The organism is Burkholderia sp. BCC1977, from assembly GCF_905339595.1.
GTDB lineage: Bacteria > Pseudomonadota > Gammaproteobacteria > Burkholderiales > Burkholderiaceae > Burkholderia.
The window spans coordinates 78,418-94,839 of record NZ_CAJPGQ010000004.1 but is presented as its reverse complement, the minus strand read 5'-3'; the positions used below and the strand labels follow the sequence as shown (position 1 = coordinate 94,839).

The following is a 16,422-nucleotide window of genomic DNA, read 5'->3' as shown; positions in this document are numbered from 1 at the left end:
TCGCGACAGCCGGCCGGACCCGCGAAAACCGCGCCGCATTGGGTCACGCCGGACCACGCCGGACCACCCCGCCGTTGCCGCAGCCGCCCCGCTGCTGCCGGTCGATTCAGCGGCACCGAACCGGCGCCCGCGTCATTCGCCGCCGCTGTCGATCAGGTTGTGGCGTACGCGCCCGAGCAGGCGCACGAGCGTGTCGCGCTCGTCGCGCGTGAAGCCGCGCAGCCCGTCGTCGGTGACGGTGTCGCCCACTTCCAGCATCTGCGGAAAGATGTCGCGCGACTTGTCGGTCAGCCGGATCACGAACGCACGGCGATCGTCGTCGTTCGCGATGCGTTCGATCCACCCGCAGCTTTCCATCCGGTCGAGCAGCCGCGTCAGCGAGATCGGCGTGATCTCGAGCCATTCCGCGAGCCTCGCCTGATTCATCTCGCCCTTCCACGTCAGGTACGCGAGCACGCGGCTTTGCGCGCGCGTCAGCCCGATGCGCTTCGCGCGCCGGTCGAACAGGCGTCCCTGCAGGCGGGCCACGTCGGAAATCAGGTAGCCGATCCGGTTCTCGTAAGTCTTGTCCATGCGGCGATTATAGGGGCAGGCCGCGAATCACCCGCGGCTCGGGCCAGGCGATGAGCACAGCTATAATAAGCGTGCTTATAATTCGAGTGATACCGGATCGCCGCCTACGGCGACCGCCCCACGGAGACACCCGCTTGAATCCCCCCGCCGACGCCCCCGCCTCGCCGCCCGCCCTCAATCGGCCGATGCTGACCCTGTCGATCATGCTCGCGACGCTGATCCAGACGCTCGACAGCACGATCGCGAACGTCGCGCTGCCGCACATGCAGGGCGCGCTGTCCGCGTCGCAGGACGAGATCACCTGGGTGCTGACCTCCTACATCGTCGCCGCGGCGATCGCGACGCCGCTCACCGGCTGGCTGTCCGACAGGCTCAGCATGAAACGGCTGCTGACGATCTCGATCGCGGGCTTCACGATCGCGTCCGCGCTGTGCGGGCTGTCCGAGTCGCTCGTGCAGATCGTCGGCGCGCGGCTGCTGCAGGGCGTGTTCGGCGCCGCGCTGGTGCCGCTGTCGCAGTCGATCCTGCTCGACATCAACCCGCGCGAGAAACAGGGCCAGGCGATGGCGATCTGGGGGATGGGCGTGATGGTCGGCCCGATCCTCGGCCCGACGCTCGGCGGCTGGCTCACCGACAGCTACAACTGGCGCTGGGTGTTCTTCATCAACGTGCCGATCGGCGCGTTCGCGCTGGCCGGCGTGCTGACCTTCCTGCCCGCGCGCGCGGCGCGCCCGCACGTGAAATTCGACGCGTTCGGCTTCGCGACGCTCGCGCTCGCGATCGGCGCGTTCCAGGCGATGCTCGACCGCGGCGAACAGCTCGACTGGTTCGGCTCGTACGAAATCCGCATCGAGGCGCTCGTCGCGGCACTGAGCTTCGCGTTCTTCCTCGTGCATACGGCGACCGCCGGCAAGGCATCGTTCTTCAAGTCGGAGCTGCTGCGGGACCCGAATTTCGCGACCGGCACGCTGTTCATCTTCGTCGTCGGCGCGGTGCTGTACGCGACGCGCGCGCTGTTGCCGCCGATGCTGCAGAACCTGATGGGTTACCCCGTCGCGACGACGGGCCTCGTCACCGCGCCGAGCGGCGCGGGCACGATGATCGCGATGCTGTTCGCCGGGCGATTGCTGAAATACGTGGACGCGCGTGCGCTGCTGTTCGCCGGGCTGGCGATTTCCGCGCTCGCGCTGTGGCAGATGATGCAGTACACGATCGTGCTGTCCGAGGCGGACATCGTGTGGCCGGGGGTGGTCCAGGGCTTCGGGCTGGGGCTCGTGTTCGTGCCGCTGAGCGCGCTGTCGTTCTCGACGCTGCAGCCCGAGCTGCGCGCGGACGGCACGGCGACCTACAGCCTGATGCGCAACATCGGCAGCAGTATCGGCATCTCGATCGTGCAGACGCTGATGACGCGCAACACGCAGGTCGCGCATGCCGACCTCGCGACCCACATCACGCCGTTCGACCCGGCGGTGCAGGCGATGGCCGGCAGCCACATCGACATCGCGCTGCTCGACCGTACGATCAACCAGCAGGCCGCGATGATCGCGTACCTGAACGACTTCAAGCTGATGTTCGTCGCGACGCTGCTGATAATCCCGCTGTTGCTGCTGATCCGCCCGTCTCAGAAAACGGCGAGCGTCGACGTCGCGCACGCGGCGATGGATTGACGATGCGACGGGCGCCCGCCCGTCGCAGGCCGAAACGTCAGACCTTCATCGTCCCGGTGCGCACGTAGCGCTCGTGCCACGACAGCGCCTCGGCGAGCAGGTGCGGCGTGTGCTTGCCGAAGCTCTCGCGCGACGCGCGCTCGAAGTAGTCCTCGAGCATCGGCCGGTAGTCGGGATGCGCGCAGGTCGCGATGACCTTGCGCGCACGCTGCTTCGGCGACAGGCCGCGCAGATCGGCGAGCCCCTGCTCGGTGACGACCACCGCGACGTCGTGCTCGGTATGGTCGACGTGGCTCGCCATCGGCACGATCCGCGAGATCGCGCCGCCCTTCGCGGTGCTGGCCGACATGAAGCACGACAGGTAGCCGTTGCGCGCGAAGTCGCCCGAGCCGCCGATGCCGTTCTGGATCTTGGTGCCCATCACGTGCGTCGAGTTCACGTTGCCGTAGATGTCGGCCTCGATCATCCCGTTCATCGCGATGCAGCCGAGGCGGCGCACGAGCTCCGGATGGTTGCTGATCTCCTGCGGACGCAGCAGGATCTTTTCGCGGAACGTCGCGATCTCGTCCGCGAAGCGCTGCACGGCGGCCGGGCTCAGCGACAGCGCCGTGGCCGACGCGAAGCTCAGCGTGCCGTCGTCGAGCAGGTCGAGCATGCCGTCCTGGATCACTTCGGTATACGCGGTCAGGTTCGAGAAGCCGGCCGAGCTGAGTTCCGCAAGCACCGCGTTGGTGATGTTGCCGACGCCCGACTGCAGCGGCAGCAGGTTTTCCGGCAGGCGGCCGCGCTTCACTTCGTGGCGCAGGAAGTCGATCAGTTGCAGCGCGATCTGCTTCGACGTGGCGTCCGGTGCGGAAAACGCGTTGCTGCGGTCCGGCGCGTCGGTCTCGACGATCGCGACGATCTTGTCGGCCGGGCAGCGCAGGTACGGCTCGCCGATCCGGTCGTCGCTTTTCGTCAGCGGAATCGGCTTGCGGTGCGGCGGCAGCGCGGTGCCGTAATAGACGTCGTGCATCCCGTCGAGGCCGAGCGGCTGGCGCGCGTTGACTTCGAGGATCACGTGCTTCGCCTGCTCGAGCCACGTCTTGTTGTTGCCGATCGATGCGGACGGAATCAGCAGCCCGTCCTCGCGAATGCCCGCGACTTCGACGATCGCGACGTCGAGGTCGCCATACAGCCCGAACCATGCGTATTGCGCGACGTGGCTCAGGTGAACGTCCTGGTAGTCGACTTCGCCGTTGTTGATCTTGTCGCGCAGCGTCGGGTCGGACTGGTACGGCAGGCGCATCGAGATGCCGTTGGTGCGGGCCAGCGCGCCGTCGAGTTCCGGCGCGGTCGATGCGCCGGTCAGCACGTTGATCCGGAAGTCCTCGCCGCGCGCGTGGGCCGCGTCGATGTGGGCGGCGAGCGCGGCCGGCACGGCCTTCGGATAGCCGGAGCCGGTGAAGCCGCTCATGGCGACGGTCATGCCGGGACGGATCAGCGCGGCGGCTTCGTCGGCGGTGCGGACGAGCGAACGCAGGGCGGGAGCGAGGATGCGTGAAGAAGACATGGCTGGTTATCTGACGCTTGGGTCTGTCGTTGACGTCGCGGGGGGGTGTCTCCTGAGCGACGCGAAGCCCTTGGGGCCGCGAGGGGCGGCCCGGCACCACGGGCACGGTCGGAGTATCGCAGAGGCCATCGCCGCGAAATGTCCGTTGCATGCAAAAGATACTTGCTGAATGCGCCGGGTATCGCACGGCCGTTCTGTGACAGGCGCGCCAGCGCATCGAATGCACTCGAAAGGTGCGCGAAAGCGGACTGCCAATTTGCCGCACGCGGATTACGAACGGATGAACGTCAATCGACCGGCACCTTTCGGAATTGATCACGTGAACACGAGGAATCCGCATGCGATGCCGATCAACGATCGCCGCGGCCGATTGTCGCCCGACACCACTTTTTCCGGCCTGATGCACATCAAGCCGTCCGCGTGCACGAAGCGCCGCCGGACCCGCGTGCAAGGCCCGTCCGCCCTTGACAGCCGCGCGATGCGAACCACACTGGATCAGGTGAGGCCCGCCTGCGCGAACGCGGTTTCGCGCATCCGGTTTGCAACCGGCCGATGTCCGGATTACGCGGTAACACTCCCGTATGTCAGGACATTGATCGAATAAAAAGCAACAAATTACAATTCCGTATATATTTCGCCGATGGACCAAAGAAAAACCGCCACACGCTCCGAACCGCCCCTGCCACGCACCTGGGATGCGCGGCTCGCGCGCTCGCTTGTCCGACCGCTGATCGACACGCCCGTCACCCCGAATCACCTCACTACCCTTCGTCTGCTGATCGGCCTCGCCGGTGCCTGGTGCTTGGCGCAAGGCGGCTTCGGCTGGAGCAACGCGGGGGCATTCCTGATCGTGCTGTCGAACTTCGTCGACCACACCGACGGCGAACTCGCGCGCATCAGCGGCAAGTCCAGCAAGATCGGTCACTTTTACGACCTCGCGGCCGACGCGCTCGTGACGGTCGCGCTGTTCGTCAGCATGGGCCTCGGCATCGTCGCCCAGGGCGGCCAGATGGCCGCGTCGCCGGTGCTGCTCGGCGCGGTGGCCGGCGCAGCCGTCGCGCTGATCTTCTTCCTGCGCATGCGCATCGAATCGTTCGCCGGCAAGGCCGGCACCAAGCAGGCGTTCGCCGGCGGCTTCGAGACCGAAGACGTGCTCTACCTGCTGCCGATCGTGACGCTCGTCGACGGCGTCCAGCCGTTCCTGCTCGCGGCGTCGATCGGCGCTCCGCTGTTCGCCGCGTGGGTCGTGATCGACTGGTGGCGGATCGTCCGCCGCGGCACCGTTCCGCAGAACCCTACCGAAATCCAGGCCTCCAAATGACTCCTAGCACGCGCGACGACTCCGTGCTGAGCCCGGCACGCCCCGCGCCTGCGCGCGCGGCAGCGGCCGATCCCGATCGCACCGTGGCCGACTGCGTCGGCCGTCTCGACCTCGACCGCCTGCGCGGCAACTACACGCGCCAGGGCTCGTTCCTGTATCTCGACGCATTCCTGCCGTCCGACGCGCACGCGAAGCTCGCGGCCGCCGCCCGCGCGATGCAGACCGGCCTGAACCGCAATTACCTGCCCGGCCACAAGCAGGGCGGCAGCGTGAGCCGGCACACGATCGACGAGCAGGCACCGTACATCGCCGAGCTGTATCGCTCGAAGGCGCTGATCTGCTTTCTCGAGAAGATCACCGGCGACAAGCTGATGCTGTCGCCGGACGACGATCCGCATGCGTACGCGCTGTACTACTACACGAAGCCGGGCGACCACATCGGCTGGCACTACGACACGTCGTATTACGACGGCCGCCGCTACACGCTGCTGATCGGCGTGATCGACGAGTCGTCGTGCCGGCTCGACTACGAGCTGCATACGCGCAATCCGGACGTGCCCGACGAACCGGGCTCCGTGCAGATCGCCGACGGCGGCATCGTACTGTTCGACGGCGACAAGCTGCGCCATCGCATCACGCCGCTCGGCCAGAACGAAACGCGCGTGTCGCTCACTTTCGAATACGTGACCAACCCCGGCATGCGGCCGTGGAAGCGCTTCATCTCGAACATGAAGGACGCGATCGCGTATTTCGGTTTCCGCCAGGTGTTCAAGCAGCTGGCCACGCGACGGTCGACCGGGTCATGACACGCGCCGGCCTGATCCTGCTGTCCCTCGGAACGGCACTGTTCGTCGCCCTGCTCGCGTGGCAGGGCGTCGGCGCGGTCGCGTCGACATTCCTCGCGGCCGGCTGGGGCCTCGCGCTCGTCGCGGCATTTCACGTCGTCCCGCTCGTGATCGACGCGCTCGCGATCTCGGTGATGTTCCGCCGCGGCCAGCCGGGCGCCGAACTCGGCAACGCGCTGCGCGCGCGCTGGGTCGGCGAATCGGTGAACAGCCTGCTGCCCGCCGGGCAGATCGGCGGCCCGGTGCTGATGGTGCGCCACCTCGCGCAGCGCGGCACGCGGATGGCCGATGCGGCCGCCGCGGTCACCGTCAGCACGACGATGCAGGCGCTCGCGCAGATGGCGTTCGCGCTGATCGGCATCGCCACGTTCAGCCTTTATGCGACGCACGAGTCGGTCGCTCACCTGCGCACGCCGGCGCTGATCGCCACCGGCGTGCTCGGCGCCCTCGCCGTCGCGTTCTATGCGGCGCAGCGGCGCGGGCTGTTCGGCCGCGGGCTGCGTCTCGCGTCGAAGCTGCTCGGCCCGCGCGACTGGTCGTCGCTGGCGACCCGCGCGGACGCGATCGACGACGCGGTCGGCGCGCTGTACCGCGATCGCGCGAAGGTCGCGAAGACCTTCGCATTGAGCCTCGCCGGCTGGATCGTCGGCACCGCCGAAGTGTGGCTCGCGCTGCACTTCCTCGGGCACCCGGTCAGCTGGCTCGACGCGCTGCTGCTCGAGAGCGTCGGCCAGGCGATCCGCGGTGCGGCATTCGCGATCCCGGGCTCGCTCGGCGCACAGGAAGGCGGTTACCTGCTGCTCGCCCCGCTGGTCGGCCTGCCGCCCGACGCGGCGCTCGCGCTGTCGCTCGCGAAGCGCGCGCGCGAACTCGCGCTCGGCCTGCCCGGCCTGCTCTATCTGCATTTCAGTGAAAGAAACTGGCAGCGGCGCCGTGCGCCGCAGCCGCTCGCCGACTGATCGTTCAGATCCGCCGGCTTTTTGGTTGGAGAACCCATGCGAGCCATCATTCTTGCGGCAGGCCTCGGCTTGCGCCTGCAACAACCGCCCGAGGCGCAATTCCCGAAGTGCCTGCTGCGCTTCGACGACCTGTCGCTGCTCGAGCGCCATCTGCGCGTGCTCGACGCCGCCGGCGTCGATGAAATCGTGCTCGGGCTCGGCTTCCAGTCCGAGAAGGTCGAGCAGGAACTGAAGCGCCTCGGCCGCACCGCCGAGATCGTGCTGAACGAGCGCTACGACCTCGGCAGCGTGCTGACCGTGCATACCGTCGCCGATGCGATGACGCGCGGCGGCGACGTGCTGCTGATGGATGCCGACGTGCTGTACGACGAGAACATCCTGCACGCGCTGGTAGCCGATCCCGACAAGTCGGTCGACCGCCTGCTGATCGATCGCGACTTCGAGGCCGGCGACGAGCCCGTCAAGCTGTGCCTGAAGAACGGCGTGCCGGTCGAGCTGCGCAAGCAGCTCGCGGTCGACCTCGAGTACGACACGATCGGCGAATCGGTCGGCTTCTTCCGCTTCACCGAAGGCACCGCGCGCCGCCTCGCGAAAATCGTCGCGGGCTACGTCGACAGCGGCCGCGCGAACATGCCGCACGAGGAAGCCGTGCGCGACCTGCTGCTCGAAGGCGGCCATTCGTTCGACGTCGCCGACGTCACGGGTTCGCCGTGGATCGAAATCGATTTCCCGAACGACGTCGCCCGCGCCACGCAAGAGATTCTCCCCCTGATTCAACGCACTACCGCAGGAGCCGCACGATGAACGCACGCGAACCCAACTTCTCCGAATCGCGCAGCGCACGCCTGCGCCGCATGCTCGTCAGCAGCGACCTCGAATTCCTGATGGAAGCGCACAACGGCCTGTCCGCGCGGATCGTTCGCGAAGCCGGCTTCAAGGGGATCTGGGCATCGGGCCTCGCGATCTCCGCGCAGTTCGGCGTGCGCGACAACAACGAAGCGAGCTGGACGCAGGTCGTCGACGTGCTCGAGTTCATGGCCGACGCGAGCGACCTGCCGATCCTGCTCGACGGCGACACCGGCTACGGCAACTTCAACAACGTGCGCCGCCTCGTGAAGAAGCTCGAGCAGCGCGGCATCGCCGGCGTGTGCATCGAGGACAAGCAGTTTCCGAAGACGAACAGCTTCATCGACGGCGAACGCCAGCCGCTCGCCGAGATCGACGAGTTCTGCGGCAAGATCAAGGCCGGCAAGGATTCGCAGAGCGATCCCGACTTCTCGATCGTCGCGCGCGTCGAGGCGCTGATCGCGGGCTGGGGGATGGACGAGGCGCTGCGCCGCGCGAACGCGTATGCGGAAGCCGGCGCCGACGCGATCCTGATCCACAGCAAGCTGTCGCGCCCGGACGAGATCCTGCAGTTCGCACGCGAATGGAGCGGCAAGGTGCCGCTCGTGATCGTGCCGACCAAGTACTACAGCACGCCGACCGACGTATTCCGCCAGGCGGGCATCAGCACCGTGATCTGGGCGAACCACCTGATCCGTGCATCGGCGTCGGCGATGCAGGCAACCGCACGCGAGATCCACGAGAACGAAACGCTGATCAACGTCGAGGACCGCGTCGCATCGGTCAACGAGATCTTCCGCCTGCAGGACGCCGACGAATACTCGGCCGCCGAGCGCATCTACCTGTCGTCGTCGTCGCGCGCGTCGAACGCCGCGATCGTGCTCGCGGCGAGCCGCGGCAAGGGGCTCGAGGCCGTCACCGAGGATAAGCCCAAGGTCATGCTGCCGGTCGCCGGCAAGCCGCTGCTGCGCTGGCTCGTCGACGGCTTCAAGAAGCATGGCGTGAACGACATCACCGTGGTCGGCGGCTATCGCGCCGACGCGATCGACACGTCGGGCATCAAGCTCGTCGTCAACGAGCGCCATGCGCAGACGGGCGAGCTTGCGTCGCTCGCGTGCGCGGCCGAACGCCTGACCGGCGACACCGTGATCTCGTACGGCGACCTGCTGTTCCGCAGCTACATCCTGCGCGACCTCGCGGAGAGCGAGGCCGAGTTCAGCGTCGTCGTCGATTCGTCGCTTACGGAGACCAACCAGAGCGTGCGCGACTTCGCGCTCTGCTCGGCGGCGGACGATCGCGGCCTGTTCGGCCAGAAGACGTATCTGCAACGTGTCTCGAGCGACGTCGCCGCAGGCACGCCGCACGGCCGCTGGATCGGCCTGCTGAACGTGCGCGGCGCGGGCGTCGACCGCCTGAAGGCGATGCTCGCGACGCTGCAGGCGCGCCCCGACTTCGACACGCTCGACATCCCGTCGCTGCTCAACGAACTGATCGCCGCCGGCGAGAAGATCGAGGTGCAATACGTGCACGGCCACTGGCGCGGGGTCAACGATCTCGAGGACTTCCGCCGCGCGGGCGATTTCGCGCACGGCCAGACGCCGCTGTCCGAGCCGGGCGCCGGCAACGGGAGCGCACGATGATCGAAGCGGCCCAGTTCGTCGAGGCCGCGCGTGAACGCGGCTTCGACTGGTACGCGGGCGTGCCCTGCTCGTACCTGACGCCGTTCATCAACTACGTGCTGCAGGACCCGACGCTGCACTACCTGTCGGCCGCGAACGAAGGCGACGCCGTCGCGCTGATCGCCGGCGCGACGCTCGGCGGCAAGCGCGGGATCGCGATGATGCAGAACTCGGGGCTCGGCAATGCCGTGAGCCCGCTCACGTCGCTGACCTGGACGTTCCGGCTGCCGCAGTTGCTGATCGTCACGTGGCGCGGCCAGCCGGGCGTATCCGACGAGCCGCAGCACGCGCTGATGGGGCCGATCACGCCGGCGATGCTCGACACGATGGAGATCCCGTGGGAGACGTTCCCGACCGACCCCGAACAGGTCGGCCCGGCGCTCGACCGCGCGATCGCGCACATGGACGCGACGGGTCGCCCGTACGCGCTCGTGATGCAGAAAGGCAGCGTCGCGCCGTATGAGCTGAAGGCGAACCCGGCGGCGACGCCGCGCGCGCATGTTGCCGCGCAGTCGGCGGCGCGTGCTGAAACGCCCGCCGCGTGGCCGACCCGCCACGACGCGCTGCAGCGCGTGATCGCGCACACGCCGGTCGATTCGACCGTCGTGCTCGCGTCGACCGGCTTCTGCGGTCGCGAACTCTATGCCATCGACGATCGCCCGAACCAGCTGTACATGGTCGGCTCGATGGGCTGCGTGACGCCGCTCGCGCTGGGTCTCGCGCTCGCGCGCCCCGACCTGCGCGTGGTGGCCGTCGACGGCGACGGCGCCGCGCTGATGCGGATGGGCGCGTTCGCGACGCTCGGCACCTACGGTCCGTCCAACCTCACGCACGTGCTGCTCGACAACGGCGCGCACGAATCGACGGGCGGCCAGGCGACCGTGTCGCAGCATGTGTCGTTCGCGGGCGTCGCGGCCGCGTGCGGCTATGCATCGGCCGTCGAAGGCGACACGCTCGACGTGCTCGATGCGACGCTCGCCGCGCAGGCCGACGGGGTCCGGCCATCCGGTGCGCAGTTCGTGCGCGTCGCGATCCGCACCGGCGTGCCCGACGGCCTGCCCCGCCCGACCGTCACGCCGGTCGAGGTCAAGACCCGTCTGATGCGGCATATCGGCGCCGCACAGGCGCAAGCCCATGCCGAAGGAGCTCATTGATGCTGCTGCTGAACCCCGGCCCGGTAACGCTGACCGAACGCGTGCGCCGCAGCCTGCTGCAACCCGACCTGTGCCATCGCGAAAGCGAATTCTTCGATCTGCAGGATGAAGCGCGTGCGCGCCTCGTCGCCGCATACGAACTCGATCCGGCCGAATGGGCCGCCGTGCTGATGACGGGCTCGGGCACCGCCGCCGTCGAAAGCATGATCGCGGCGCTCGTGCCGCGGGACGGCAAGCTGCTCGTGATCGAGAACGGCGTGTACGGCGAGCGCATCACGCAGATCGCGACGCAATACGGCATTGCGCACGACGTGCTGAAGCACGAATGGATGCAGGCGCCCGATCTCGCGCAGATCGCCGCGCGTCTCGACGCGGGCGGTTACTCGCACGTCGCGGTGATTCATCATGAAACGACGACCGGCCGGCTGAACGACCTCGGCGCCATCGCCGACGTATGCCGCGCGCGCGGCGTGAAAATGCTCGTTGACGGCGTCAGCAGCTTCGGCGCCGAAGCGATCGACTTCGCCGGCGGCGTGATCGACGCCGTTGCCGCGACCGCGAACAAGTGCCTGCACGGCGTGCCGGGCGCGGCGTTCGTGATCGTGCGCCGCGGCGCGCTCGCGCAGGCCGCGAGCCGTACTTACTACCTCGATCTCAACCGTCTCGCGAAGCTGCAGGACCAGCGGAATACGCCGTTCACGCCGTCCGTGCATGCGTACTATGCGCTCGTCGAGGCGCTGCGCGAGTTCGACGAAGCCGGCGGCTGGCGGGCGCGGCATGCGCATTACAAGGCGCTCGCCGACCAGGCGCAAGCCGGGCTCGCGGCGCGCGGGATGTCGCTGGTGCTGCCGGAAGGGGCGTCGTCGGTCGTGCTGCGCGCGTACCGGCTGCCGCAAGGCGTCACGTATGAGACGCTGCACGACGGGTTGAAAGCGCGTGGCTTCGTGATTTATGCGGGGCAAGGCGGGTTGTCGAAGGAACTGTTCCGGATCTCGACGATGGGCGCGATTCAAGCGGCTGATGTCGAGCGGTTGCTGGAGGGGTTTACGGCGCTGACGCGGTAAGCGCTCGCCCACACCTTCGTCGACGAAAGGCCCGCAAGGGCCTTTTTTGTTCGTCCGGAAATTCTAGACTTTTCGCGCAGAAGCAAGCACGGCCGGCATCGGTACCAGAACATCTCCGTCGACCAGATATTTCGTCACGCTTTTGGATACCGCCTCTTCGATCGCGGCTAACGCGTGCGGCGTTTGCGCCTTGAGAATTGCGGCTACGCGTACCCCGCCACGCATCAGCGCGTGAAAGGGTGTTTCCGGTGCGCGGATATGCCATGTTTGATCGACATCCAGGACCTCCGGATCAGCAAATCCCGCTTCAAGCAGTGCGCGCTCGCATTCATCCCTGTCGCTGAAGCGAAAGAATGGCGGGGCCGCCGGAAGCTCGACATCCGGGTTGCCGTGCGCTGCAATCGCTTTAAGGACAATGTCGATTCCCGCGCATTTGTCTTGACTGGCCCAGACCGTGAATGCAATTCGTCCACCCGGGCGAAGTACGCGAAACGCCTCCGAAAGCGCCTTATCGGGATGCGGGAAATGGTGCCAGCCGAAATTGCTGCCGACCGCATCGAAGCTTTGGTCGGTGAACGGCAGGGCCTCTGCGTTTCCGACGCGAAAGGCGAGCGCGGGATTCAACTTCCTTGCCTGCTCGACCATCGCGGTTGCGAAGTCGACACCGACGACGTCCGCCCCTCGCGCAGCTGCGGCAGCAGCGAGATAGCCGGGACCGGTCGCAACGTCGAGCAGCGCGATGCCGGGCTGCAGATCGAGCGCGACAAGCAGGGCATCAATCGACTGATCCGTTAAGTCCGCATAATACGAATGATAAGATCCAGCAAGTTTTTCCCAGCCTTGCCGTTCGAAAGCACTGAACGCTTCTTCCATATCAATCTCTCTTGGGCGAACGAAAAAGTCAGCTTGGCAGCACCGGACGTTTTTTCAGTAAAGTCGCCTTCCACCGCACTTTCAAGCTCAATCCGCCCGGAAGATCTACAGGGTGGCTGCAGCAACGGTCTGGGCGATCGCTTTGCATCCGCTTGCGGCCCGCGAAACCGATCGGTCGAAAGACACTTGTGAGTCGTTAATCGGCACCCACCGAAATCCGTCAAGAAACCTTCTCCGTCATGACCACGAGCATCCTTCGTTTCGCCCCACTGCTCGCGCTCGCCGCCGCCCCCTCCGTTCACGCCGCCAACAACCAGCCTTGCGACGACGCCACCGTCACCGCCATCGCCCGCTGGGCCGCCATCGCGAGCGCACGCATCGCCACACGTGACGCGGACCGGCTCGTCATCGCGTCGGCGTGCAAGGTCATGCCGAACGCGCCGCAGACAACGATCGCGGCCGCCGCCTTCGACTCGCTGCCCAGGAGCAAGAACCCGGACGACAGCACCAAACTGCAAGTCGTCGCGCTCGTCGAGGGCGGCAAGGTCGTCGCGGCCGAGAAGTCGATCGTCGACGAGGACGCCACCACGGAAGTCGGCCCGGACAGCTATCGCATCGATACCGCGCCGTACCGGCTGTCGCCCGACGTACGCGCGTTCGGCGTCGTGTTCACGAGCAGCGCGCGCGGGCCGAGCTGCCCCGATGCAAACGCAAGCGACGAGCTGACCCTGTGGGTTCGCGACGGCAATCGCATCCGGCCGGTATTCGGCACCAACCTGTACGGCTGGGTCAGCGTCGAGGGCGAGGCGTGCGGTGCCGGCGCGGGCGATGCGCGCAGCGAAGAAGCGCAGATGACGATCGCCGTCGACAAGACGTCGAGCCACGGCTTCGCCGACCTGTCGATCGCGGCACACATCACGCAGACGAAGCGCGAAGACGGCAACTACTTGGATACGGGCAAGCGAACCGCGCGCACGGTCGTCAAATACGACGGCAAGTCGTACGGGATCGATATGTTCCGGACCTTCTGGTATTCGCCCGAGGCGCTGAAGCGCTTCAAGTGACGCGGCGGCGGGCCATCGCCCGCCCGCCTACTCCGCCACCTTCGGCGCGATCGCGTCGGCCGGCGCCGATATCCGCCACGCATCATCGCGCATGCGCCGTGCTTCGCGCGCCGCGAAACGATCCTTCAACCGCAGGAACGGCTTCTCGACGAGGAAATAGCTCGCCGTCGCGGCCAGCAGCGCCCACACGATGCCGAGCGGGAACGCGTGCGCGACCGGCAAGTCCGGGTTCGCGAACGGCTGCTGCCACAGATACAGGCTGAACGAGATCGTGCCGACGAACACGACCGGCGCGGCCCGCAGCCAGCGCGCGCACCAGAACTCGCCGCGGAAATTCAGCACGACGATCACGATCGCGATCAGCGCGGCCTCGAGCGTCACGCCGTAGGTGGCATTCCAGAAGCCGCCGAGCCGATGTTCGGCAAGCGGCATCCCGAACAGCACGATGCAGACGAGCGCCGTCACGATGCGCGTCTCGCCGCGCCACGAGCGGATCCAGGCTTCGAGCCGCTCGCGCTCGAGCGCCGCGTAGCAGCCGATCAGGATCGGATCGACGCCCGTATGCAGCATCATCCCGAGCTGCCCGCGCAGTGCCGGCGCGATGAAGTACGTGAGCGCGCGCACCAGCGGCACGACCAGGATCAGCGCGGCGAGCCAGCGCGTGCCGCGACGGCGGGCGCCGTACACGAACAGCAGCGGCCAGAACCAGTAGAACTGCTCCTCGAGCGCGAGCGACCAGAAATGGCCGAGATGCCACGCGCCGTCCGGATGCAGCGCGTTGTCGCCGGTCAGCCCGAACCACGCCGAGTAGTTCCACAGATGCAGCGCCGCATACAGCCACTGGCGGCGATCGACGTCGAGCCAGCCCGCGACGGCGAGCACGCCGACGGTCGCGAGATACACGTAGCAGGCCGGCCAGATCCGCAGCGAACGGCGCACGTAGAACGACGTCAGCGCGATCCCGCCGGTGCGCGCGAACTCGGCGCGCAGCACGTTGGTGATCAGGAAGCCGCTGAGGACGAAGAAGATCAGCACGCCGAGCCGGCCGTCGGCAATCAGCCGCAGCGGCGCGAACCAGCCGGTGTAGCCGCCCGGCAGCACGTGCTCCGCATGGCCGACGACGACCATCGTGACCGCGACGGCGCGCAACCCGGTCAACTGCTTGACGCGATGGTTCATCGGCTCGTTTCCCGTTGGCACGGTGGAGGAACGGTATGAAGGCCGGCGCCCGCGACCGGCGCGCCGATATGCCGCCGGGATTTTGTCTGAAAAATATCGGAACGAAATTGCTGAATAAATTCCGGTGCCCATGCGCCCCGGAACACCGGGCCGCGGGGCCCGCGTCGATCGCCACGCAATGCGCGGATTGAATGGGCATAATGACAAGCCTTGTCCGGCGGCGGCCGGTCCGATGCAGACACAACGAATCTTGCGGCACCGCAATATCGGCGCGACCGGTATCGCGTCCGCACACCGGCCCGTGCGTCGCCCACCCTCCCGCCCGCCCACCCTCACCCGGAGCCTGCCTGTGTACCCACCGATCGAACCCTACGCCCACGGCCACCTCGACACCGGCGACGGCCACCGCATCTACTGGGAGCGCTGCGGCAACCCGTCCGGCAAACCCGCGGTGTTCCTGCACGGCGGCCCGGGTGCAGGCTGCAGCCCCGACCATCGCCGCCTGTTCGATCCCGAGCGTTACGACATCCTGCTGTTCGACCAGCGCGGCTGCGGGCGCTCGACGCCGCACGCGAGCCTCGACAACAACACGACCTGGGACCTGGTGGCCGACATCGAGCGGTTGCGCGAGATGGTGGGCGCGGAACAATGGCTCGTGTTCGGCGGCTCGTGGGGCAGCGCGCTGGCCCTCGCCTATGCGGAGACGCACCCGCAACGCGTGAGCGCGCTCGTCGTGCGCGGCATCTTCACGATGCGCCGCGCGGAGTTGCTGTGGTACTACCAGGAAGGCGCGTCGTGGCTGTTCCCGGATCTCTGGGAAGCCTTCCTCGCACCGATTCCGGAAGCCGAGCGCGGCGACCTGATGGCCGCCTACCATCGCCGGCTGACGGGCGACGACGAAACCGCGAAGCTCGAAGCCGCACGCGCATGGAGCCTCTGGGAAGGCCGCACGATCACGCTGCTGCCCGATCCGGCGCTGGCCGCGCACTTCGCGGACGGCCACTACGCACTTGCGTTCGCGCGGATCGAGAACCACTACTTCGTGAATCGCGGGTTCGTCGACGAAGGCCAGCTGCTGCGCGACGCGCATCGCCTCGCCGGCATTCCGGGCGTGATCGTGCAAGGCCGCTACGACATCGCGACGCCCGCACGCACCGCATGGGACCTCGCGAAAGCGTGGCCCGACGCGACCTTCGAGATCGTGCCGGACGCCGGACACGCATACAACGAACCCGGCATCCTGAAAGCGCTGCTCGCCGCGACGGACCGGTTCGCCGCGTAAGCAGCACGACACTGCGCAACACCACACGGCGCGCTGCAGCCGGCAAGGCCGGCCTGCACGCGCCGCCCGCTCAAAGCGCGGCTTCGACGATCGTCCGGCCGCTGATCGCGCGCTCGACGAGCTGTTCGTCGCCGACCTTGCGGATCGCGTCGTCGAGCAATCCTTCCGGCGCTTCGGTCGCGACCTTCAGCAGGCCCGACAGGCCGCGCGCGTCGAGCACCACGAGCGTCTCCATCGAATCCGCACGGCTCACCAGCACGCGGCGGAACGCCGGGCCCGCGCCGAAGCTTGCGCAAAGCGCGATCGTCTCGTTGCCGAGCGGGTAGTCGAAGTTCTTGATCATGTGGGCCGCCGTTGCGAGGGA

The 16,422-nt window shown here is 67.4% G+C and carries 16 protein-coding genes; 11 read left to right on the top strand and 5 right to left on the bottom strand.

Features of this window, described 5'->3' with window-relative positions:
• Positions 1-132 precede the first annotated feature (132 nt).
• Positions 133-573 (bottom strand): MarR family winged helix-turn-helix transcriptional regulator, encoded by a 441-nt coding sequence (locus tag U5771_RS05325; protein ID WP_284893931.1) that lies wholly within the window; start codon positions 571-573, stop codon positions 133-135.
• A 134-nt stretch (positions 574-707) separates the two neighbouring features.
• On the opposite strand from U5771_RS05325, the gene U5771_RS05320 reads away from it, so the two are divergent.
• A complete protein-coding gene (locus U5771_RS05320) occupies positions 708-2,240 on the top strand; it encodes a DHA2 family efflux MFS transporter permease subunit (protein ID WP_415859389.1) in 1,533 nt (510 codons plus the stop codon).
• 37 nt (positions 2,241-2,277) lie between these two features.
• On the opposite strand, the gene U5771_RS05315 is transcribed toward U5771_RS05320, so the two are convergent.
• Entirely contained in the window at positions 2,278-3,792 is a 1,515-nt protein-coding gene (locus U5771_RS05315; protein WP_322023007.1) for an acetyl-CoA hydrolase/transferase family protein, read from the bottom strand.
• A 343-nt stretch (positions 3,793-4,135) separates the two neighbouring features.
• Here U5771_RS05315 and U5771_RS05310 point away from each other — a divergent pair, with 343 nt between their 5' ends.
• The 8 genes from U5771_RS05310 to U5771_RS05275 are packed head-to-tail and all read left to right on the top strand — an operon-like array spanning position 4,136 to position 11,660.
• Positions 4,136-4,396 carry a hypothetical protein gene (locus U5771_RS05310; protein WP_322023006.1) on the top strand — a complete coding sequence of 87 codons (261 nt, stop codon included), beginning with the start codon at positions 4,136-4,138 and terminating at the stop codon, positions 4,394-4,396.
• A gap of 36 nt (positions 4,397-4,432) precedes the next feature.
• Positions 4,433-5,113 carry a CDP-alcohol phosphatidyltransferase family protein gene (locus U5771_RS05305; RefSeq protein ID WP_322023005.1) on the top strand — a complete coding sequence of 227 codons (681 nt, stop codon included), beginning with the start codon at positions 4,433-4,435 and terminating at the stop codon, positions 5,111-5,113.
• Positions 5,110-5,919, top strand: coding sequence for a 2OG-Fe(II) oxygenase (locus tag U5771_RS05300; RefSeq protein WP_322023004.1), 810 nt, complete (start codon positions 5,110-5,112; stop codon positions 5,917-5,919). Before U5771_RS05305 ends, U5771_RS05300 begins: the two co-directional genes overlap by 4 nt.
• Complete coding sequence (locus tag U5771_RS05295; RefSeq protein ID WP_322023003.1) at positions 5,916-6,917, top strand: HpnL family protein; 1,002 nt, start codon at positions 5,916-5,918, stop codon at positions 6,915-6,917. Before U5771_RS05300 ends, U5771_RS05295 begins: the two co-directional genes overlap by 4 nt.
• A gap of 36 nt (positions 6,918-6,953) precedes the next feature.
• Positions 6,954-7,721: a phosphocholine cytidylyltransferase family protein gene (locus U5771_RS05290; RefSeq protein ID WP_322023002.1), complete on the top strand. Its 768-nt coding sequence runs from the start codon at positions 6,954-6,956 to the stop codon at positions 7,719-7,721.
• Positions 7,718-9,403 carry a phosphoenolpyruvate mutase gene (aepX, locus tag U5771_RS05285; RefSeq protein ID WP_322023001.1) on the top strand — a complete coding sequence of 562 codons (1,686 nt, stop codon included), beginning with the start codon at positions 7,718-7,720 and terminating at the stop codon, positions 9,401-9,403. The genes U5771_RS05290 and aepX overlap by 4 nt, the downstream gene beginning before the upstream one ends.
• Entirely contained in the window at positions 9,400-10,596 is a 1,197-nt protein-coding gene (aepY, locus tag U5771_RS05280) for a phosphonopyruvate decarboxylase (RefSeq protein ID WP_322023000.1), read from the top strand. Before aepX ends, aepY begins: the two co-directional genes overlap by 4 nt.
• Complete coding sequence (locus tag U5771_RS05275; RefSeq protein WP_322022999.1) at positions 10,596-11,660, top strand: 2-aminoethylphosphonate aminotransferase; 1,065 nt, start codon at positions 10,596-10,598, stop codon at positions 11,658-11,660. Before aepY ends, U5771_RS05275 begins: the two co-directional genes overlap by 1 nt.
• A 63-nt stretch (positions 11,661-11,723) precedes the next feature.
• Here the strand turns inward: U5771_RS05275 and U5771_RS05270 are convergent, their stop codons facing one another.
• The gene (locus tag U5771_RS05270) at positions 11,724-12,533 is read right to left on the bottom strand and encodes a class I SAM-dependent methyltransferase (protein ID WP_322022998.1); all 810 of its coding nucleotides are present in this window, start codon (positions 12,531-12,533) and stop codon (positions 11,724-11,726) included.
• Positions 12,534-12,772: 239 nt separating this feature from the next.
• Between U5771_RS05270 and U5771_RS05265 the strand changes: the two genes are divergently transcribed.
• Entirely contained in the window at positions 12,773-13,597 is an 825-nt protein-coding gene (locus tag U5771_RS05265; protein ID WP_322022997.1) for a multidrug ABC transporter ATPase, read from the top strand.
• Between the two features lie 27 nt (positions 13,598-13,624).
• Here U5771_RS05265 and U5771_RS05260 read toward each other — a convergent pair whose 3' ends face one another.
• On the bottom strand, positions 13,625-14,776 hold the full coding sequence (locus U5771_RS05260) for an acyltransferase (protein WP_322022996.1): 1,152 nt from the start codon (positions 14,774-14,776) through the stop codon (positions 13,625-13,627).
• A gap of 349 nt (positions 14,777-15,125) precedes the next feature.
• Between U5771_RS05260 and pip the strand changes: the two genes are divergently transcribed.
• The gene (gene pip / locus U5771_RS05255; RefSeq protein WP_322022995.1) at positions 15,126-16,058 is read left to right on the top strand and encodes a prolyl aminopeptidase; all 933 of its coding nucleotides are present in this window, start codon (positions 15,126-15,128) and stop codon (positions 16,056-16,058) included.
• Between the two features lie 70 nt (positions 16,059-16,128).
• Here the strand turns inward: pip and U5771_RS05250 are convergent, their stop codons facing one another.
• Positions 16,129-16,401, bottom strand: coding sequence for a hypothetical protein (locus U5771_RS05250; protein WP_322022994.1), 273 nt, complete (start codon positions 16,399-16,401; stop codon positions 16,129-16,131).
• Between the last annotated feature and the right edge of the window lie 21 nt (positions 16,402-16,422).

Excerpts from the sequence above, each read along its gene's own strand:
- U5771_RS05270 (WP_322022998.1), bottom strand. The coding sequence starts at position 12,533 with ATGGAAGAAGCGTTCAGTGCTTTCGAACGGCAAGGCTGGGAAAAACTT.
- U5771_RS05260 (WP_322022996.1), bottom strand. The coding sequence starts at position 14,776 with ATGAACCATCGCGTCAAGCAGTTGACCGGGTTGCGCGCCGTCGCGGTC.
- U5771_RS05315 (WP_322023007.1), bottom strand. The coding sequence starts at position 3,792 with ATGTCTTCTTCACGCATCCTCGCTCCCGCCCTGCGTTCGCTCGTCCGC.
- U5771_RS05300 (WP_322023004.1), top strand. The coding sequence starts at position 5,110 with ATGACTCCTAGCACGCGCGACGACTCCGTGCTGAGCCCGGCACGCCCC.
- U5771_RS05250 (WP_322022994.1), bottom strand. The coding sequence starts at position 16,401 with ATGATCAAGAACTTCGACTACCCGCTCGGCAACGAGACGATCGCGCTT.
- U5771_RS05325 (WP_284893931.1), bottom strand. The coding sequence starts at position 573 with ATGGACAAGACTTACGAGAACCGGATCGGCTACCTGATTTCCGACGTG.
- U5771_RS05310 (WP_322023006.1), top strand. The coding sequence starts at position 4,136 with ATGCCGATCAACGATCGCCGCGGCCGATTGTCGCCCGACACCACTTTT.
- U5771_RS05265 (WP_322022997.1), top strand. The coding sequence starts at position 12,773 with ATGACCACGAGCATCCTTCGTTTCGCCCCACTGCTCGCGCTCGCCGCC.
- U5771_RS05305 (WP_322023005.1), top strand. The coding sequence starts at position 4,433 with ATGGACCAAAGAAAAACCGCCACACGCTCCGAACCGCCCCTGCCACGC.
- aepY (WP_322023000.1), top strand. The coding sequence starts at position 9,400 with ATGATCGAAGCGGCCCAGTTCGTCGAGGCCGCGCGTGAACGCGGCTTC.
- U5771_RS05295 (WP_322023003.1), top strand. The coding sequence starts at position 5,916 with ATGACACGCGCCGGCCTGATCCTGCTGTCCCTCGGAACGGCACTGTTC.
- U5771_RS05290 (WP_322023002.1), top strand. The coding sequence starts at position 6,954 with ATGCGAGCCATCATTCTTGCGGCAGGCCTCGGCTTGCGCCTGCAACAA.
- aepX (WP_322023001.1), top strand. The coding sequence starts at position 7,718 with ATGAACGCACGCGAACCCAACTTCTCCGAATCGCGCAGCGCACGCCTG.
- U5771_RS05275 (WP_322022999.1), top strand. The coding sequence starts at position 10,596 with ATGCTGCTGCTGAACCCCGGCCCGGTAACGCTGACCGAACGCGTGCGC.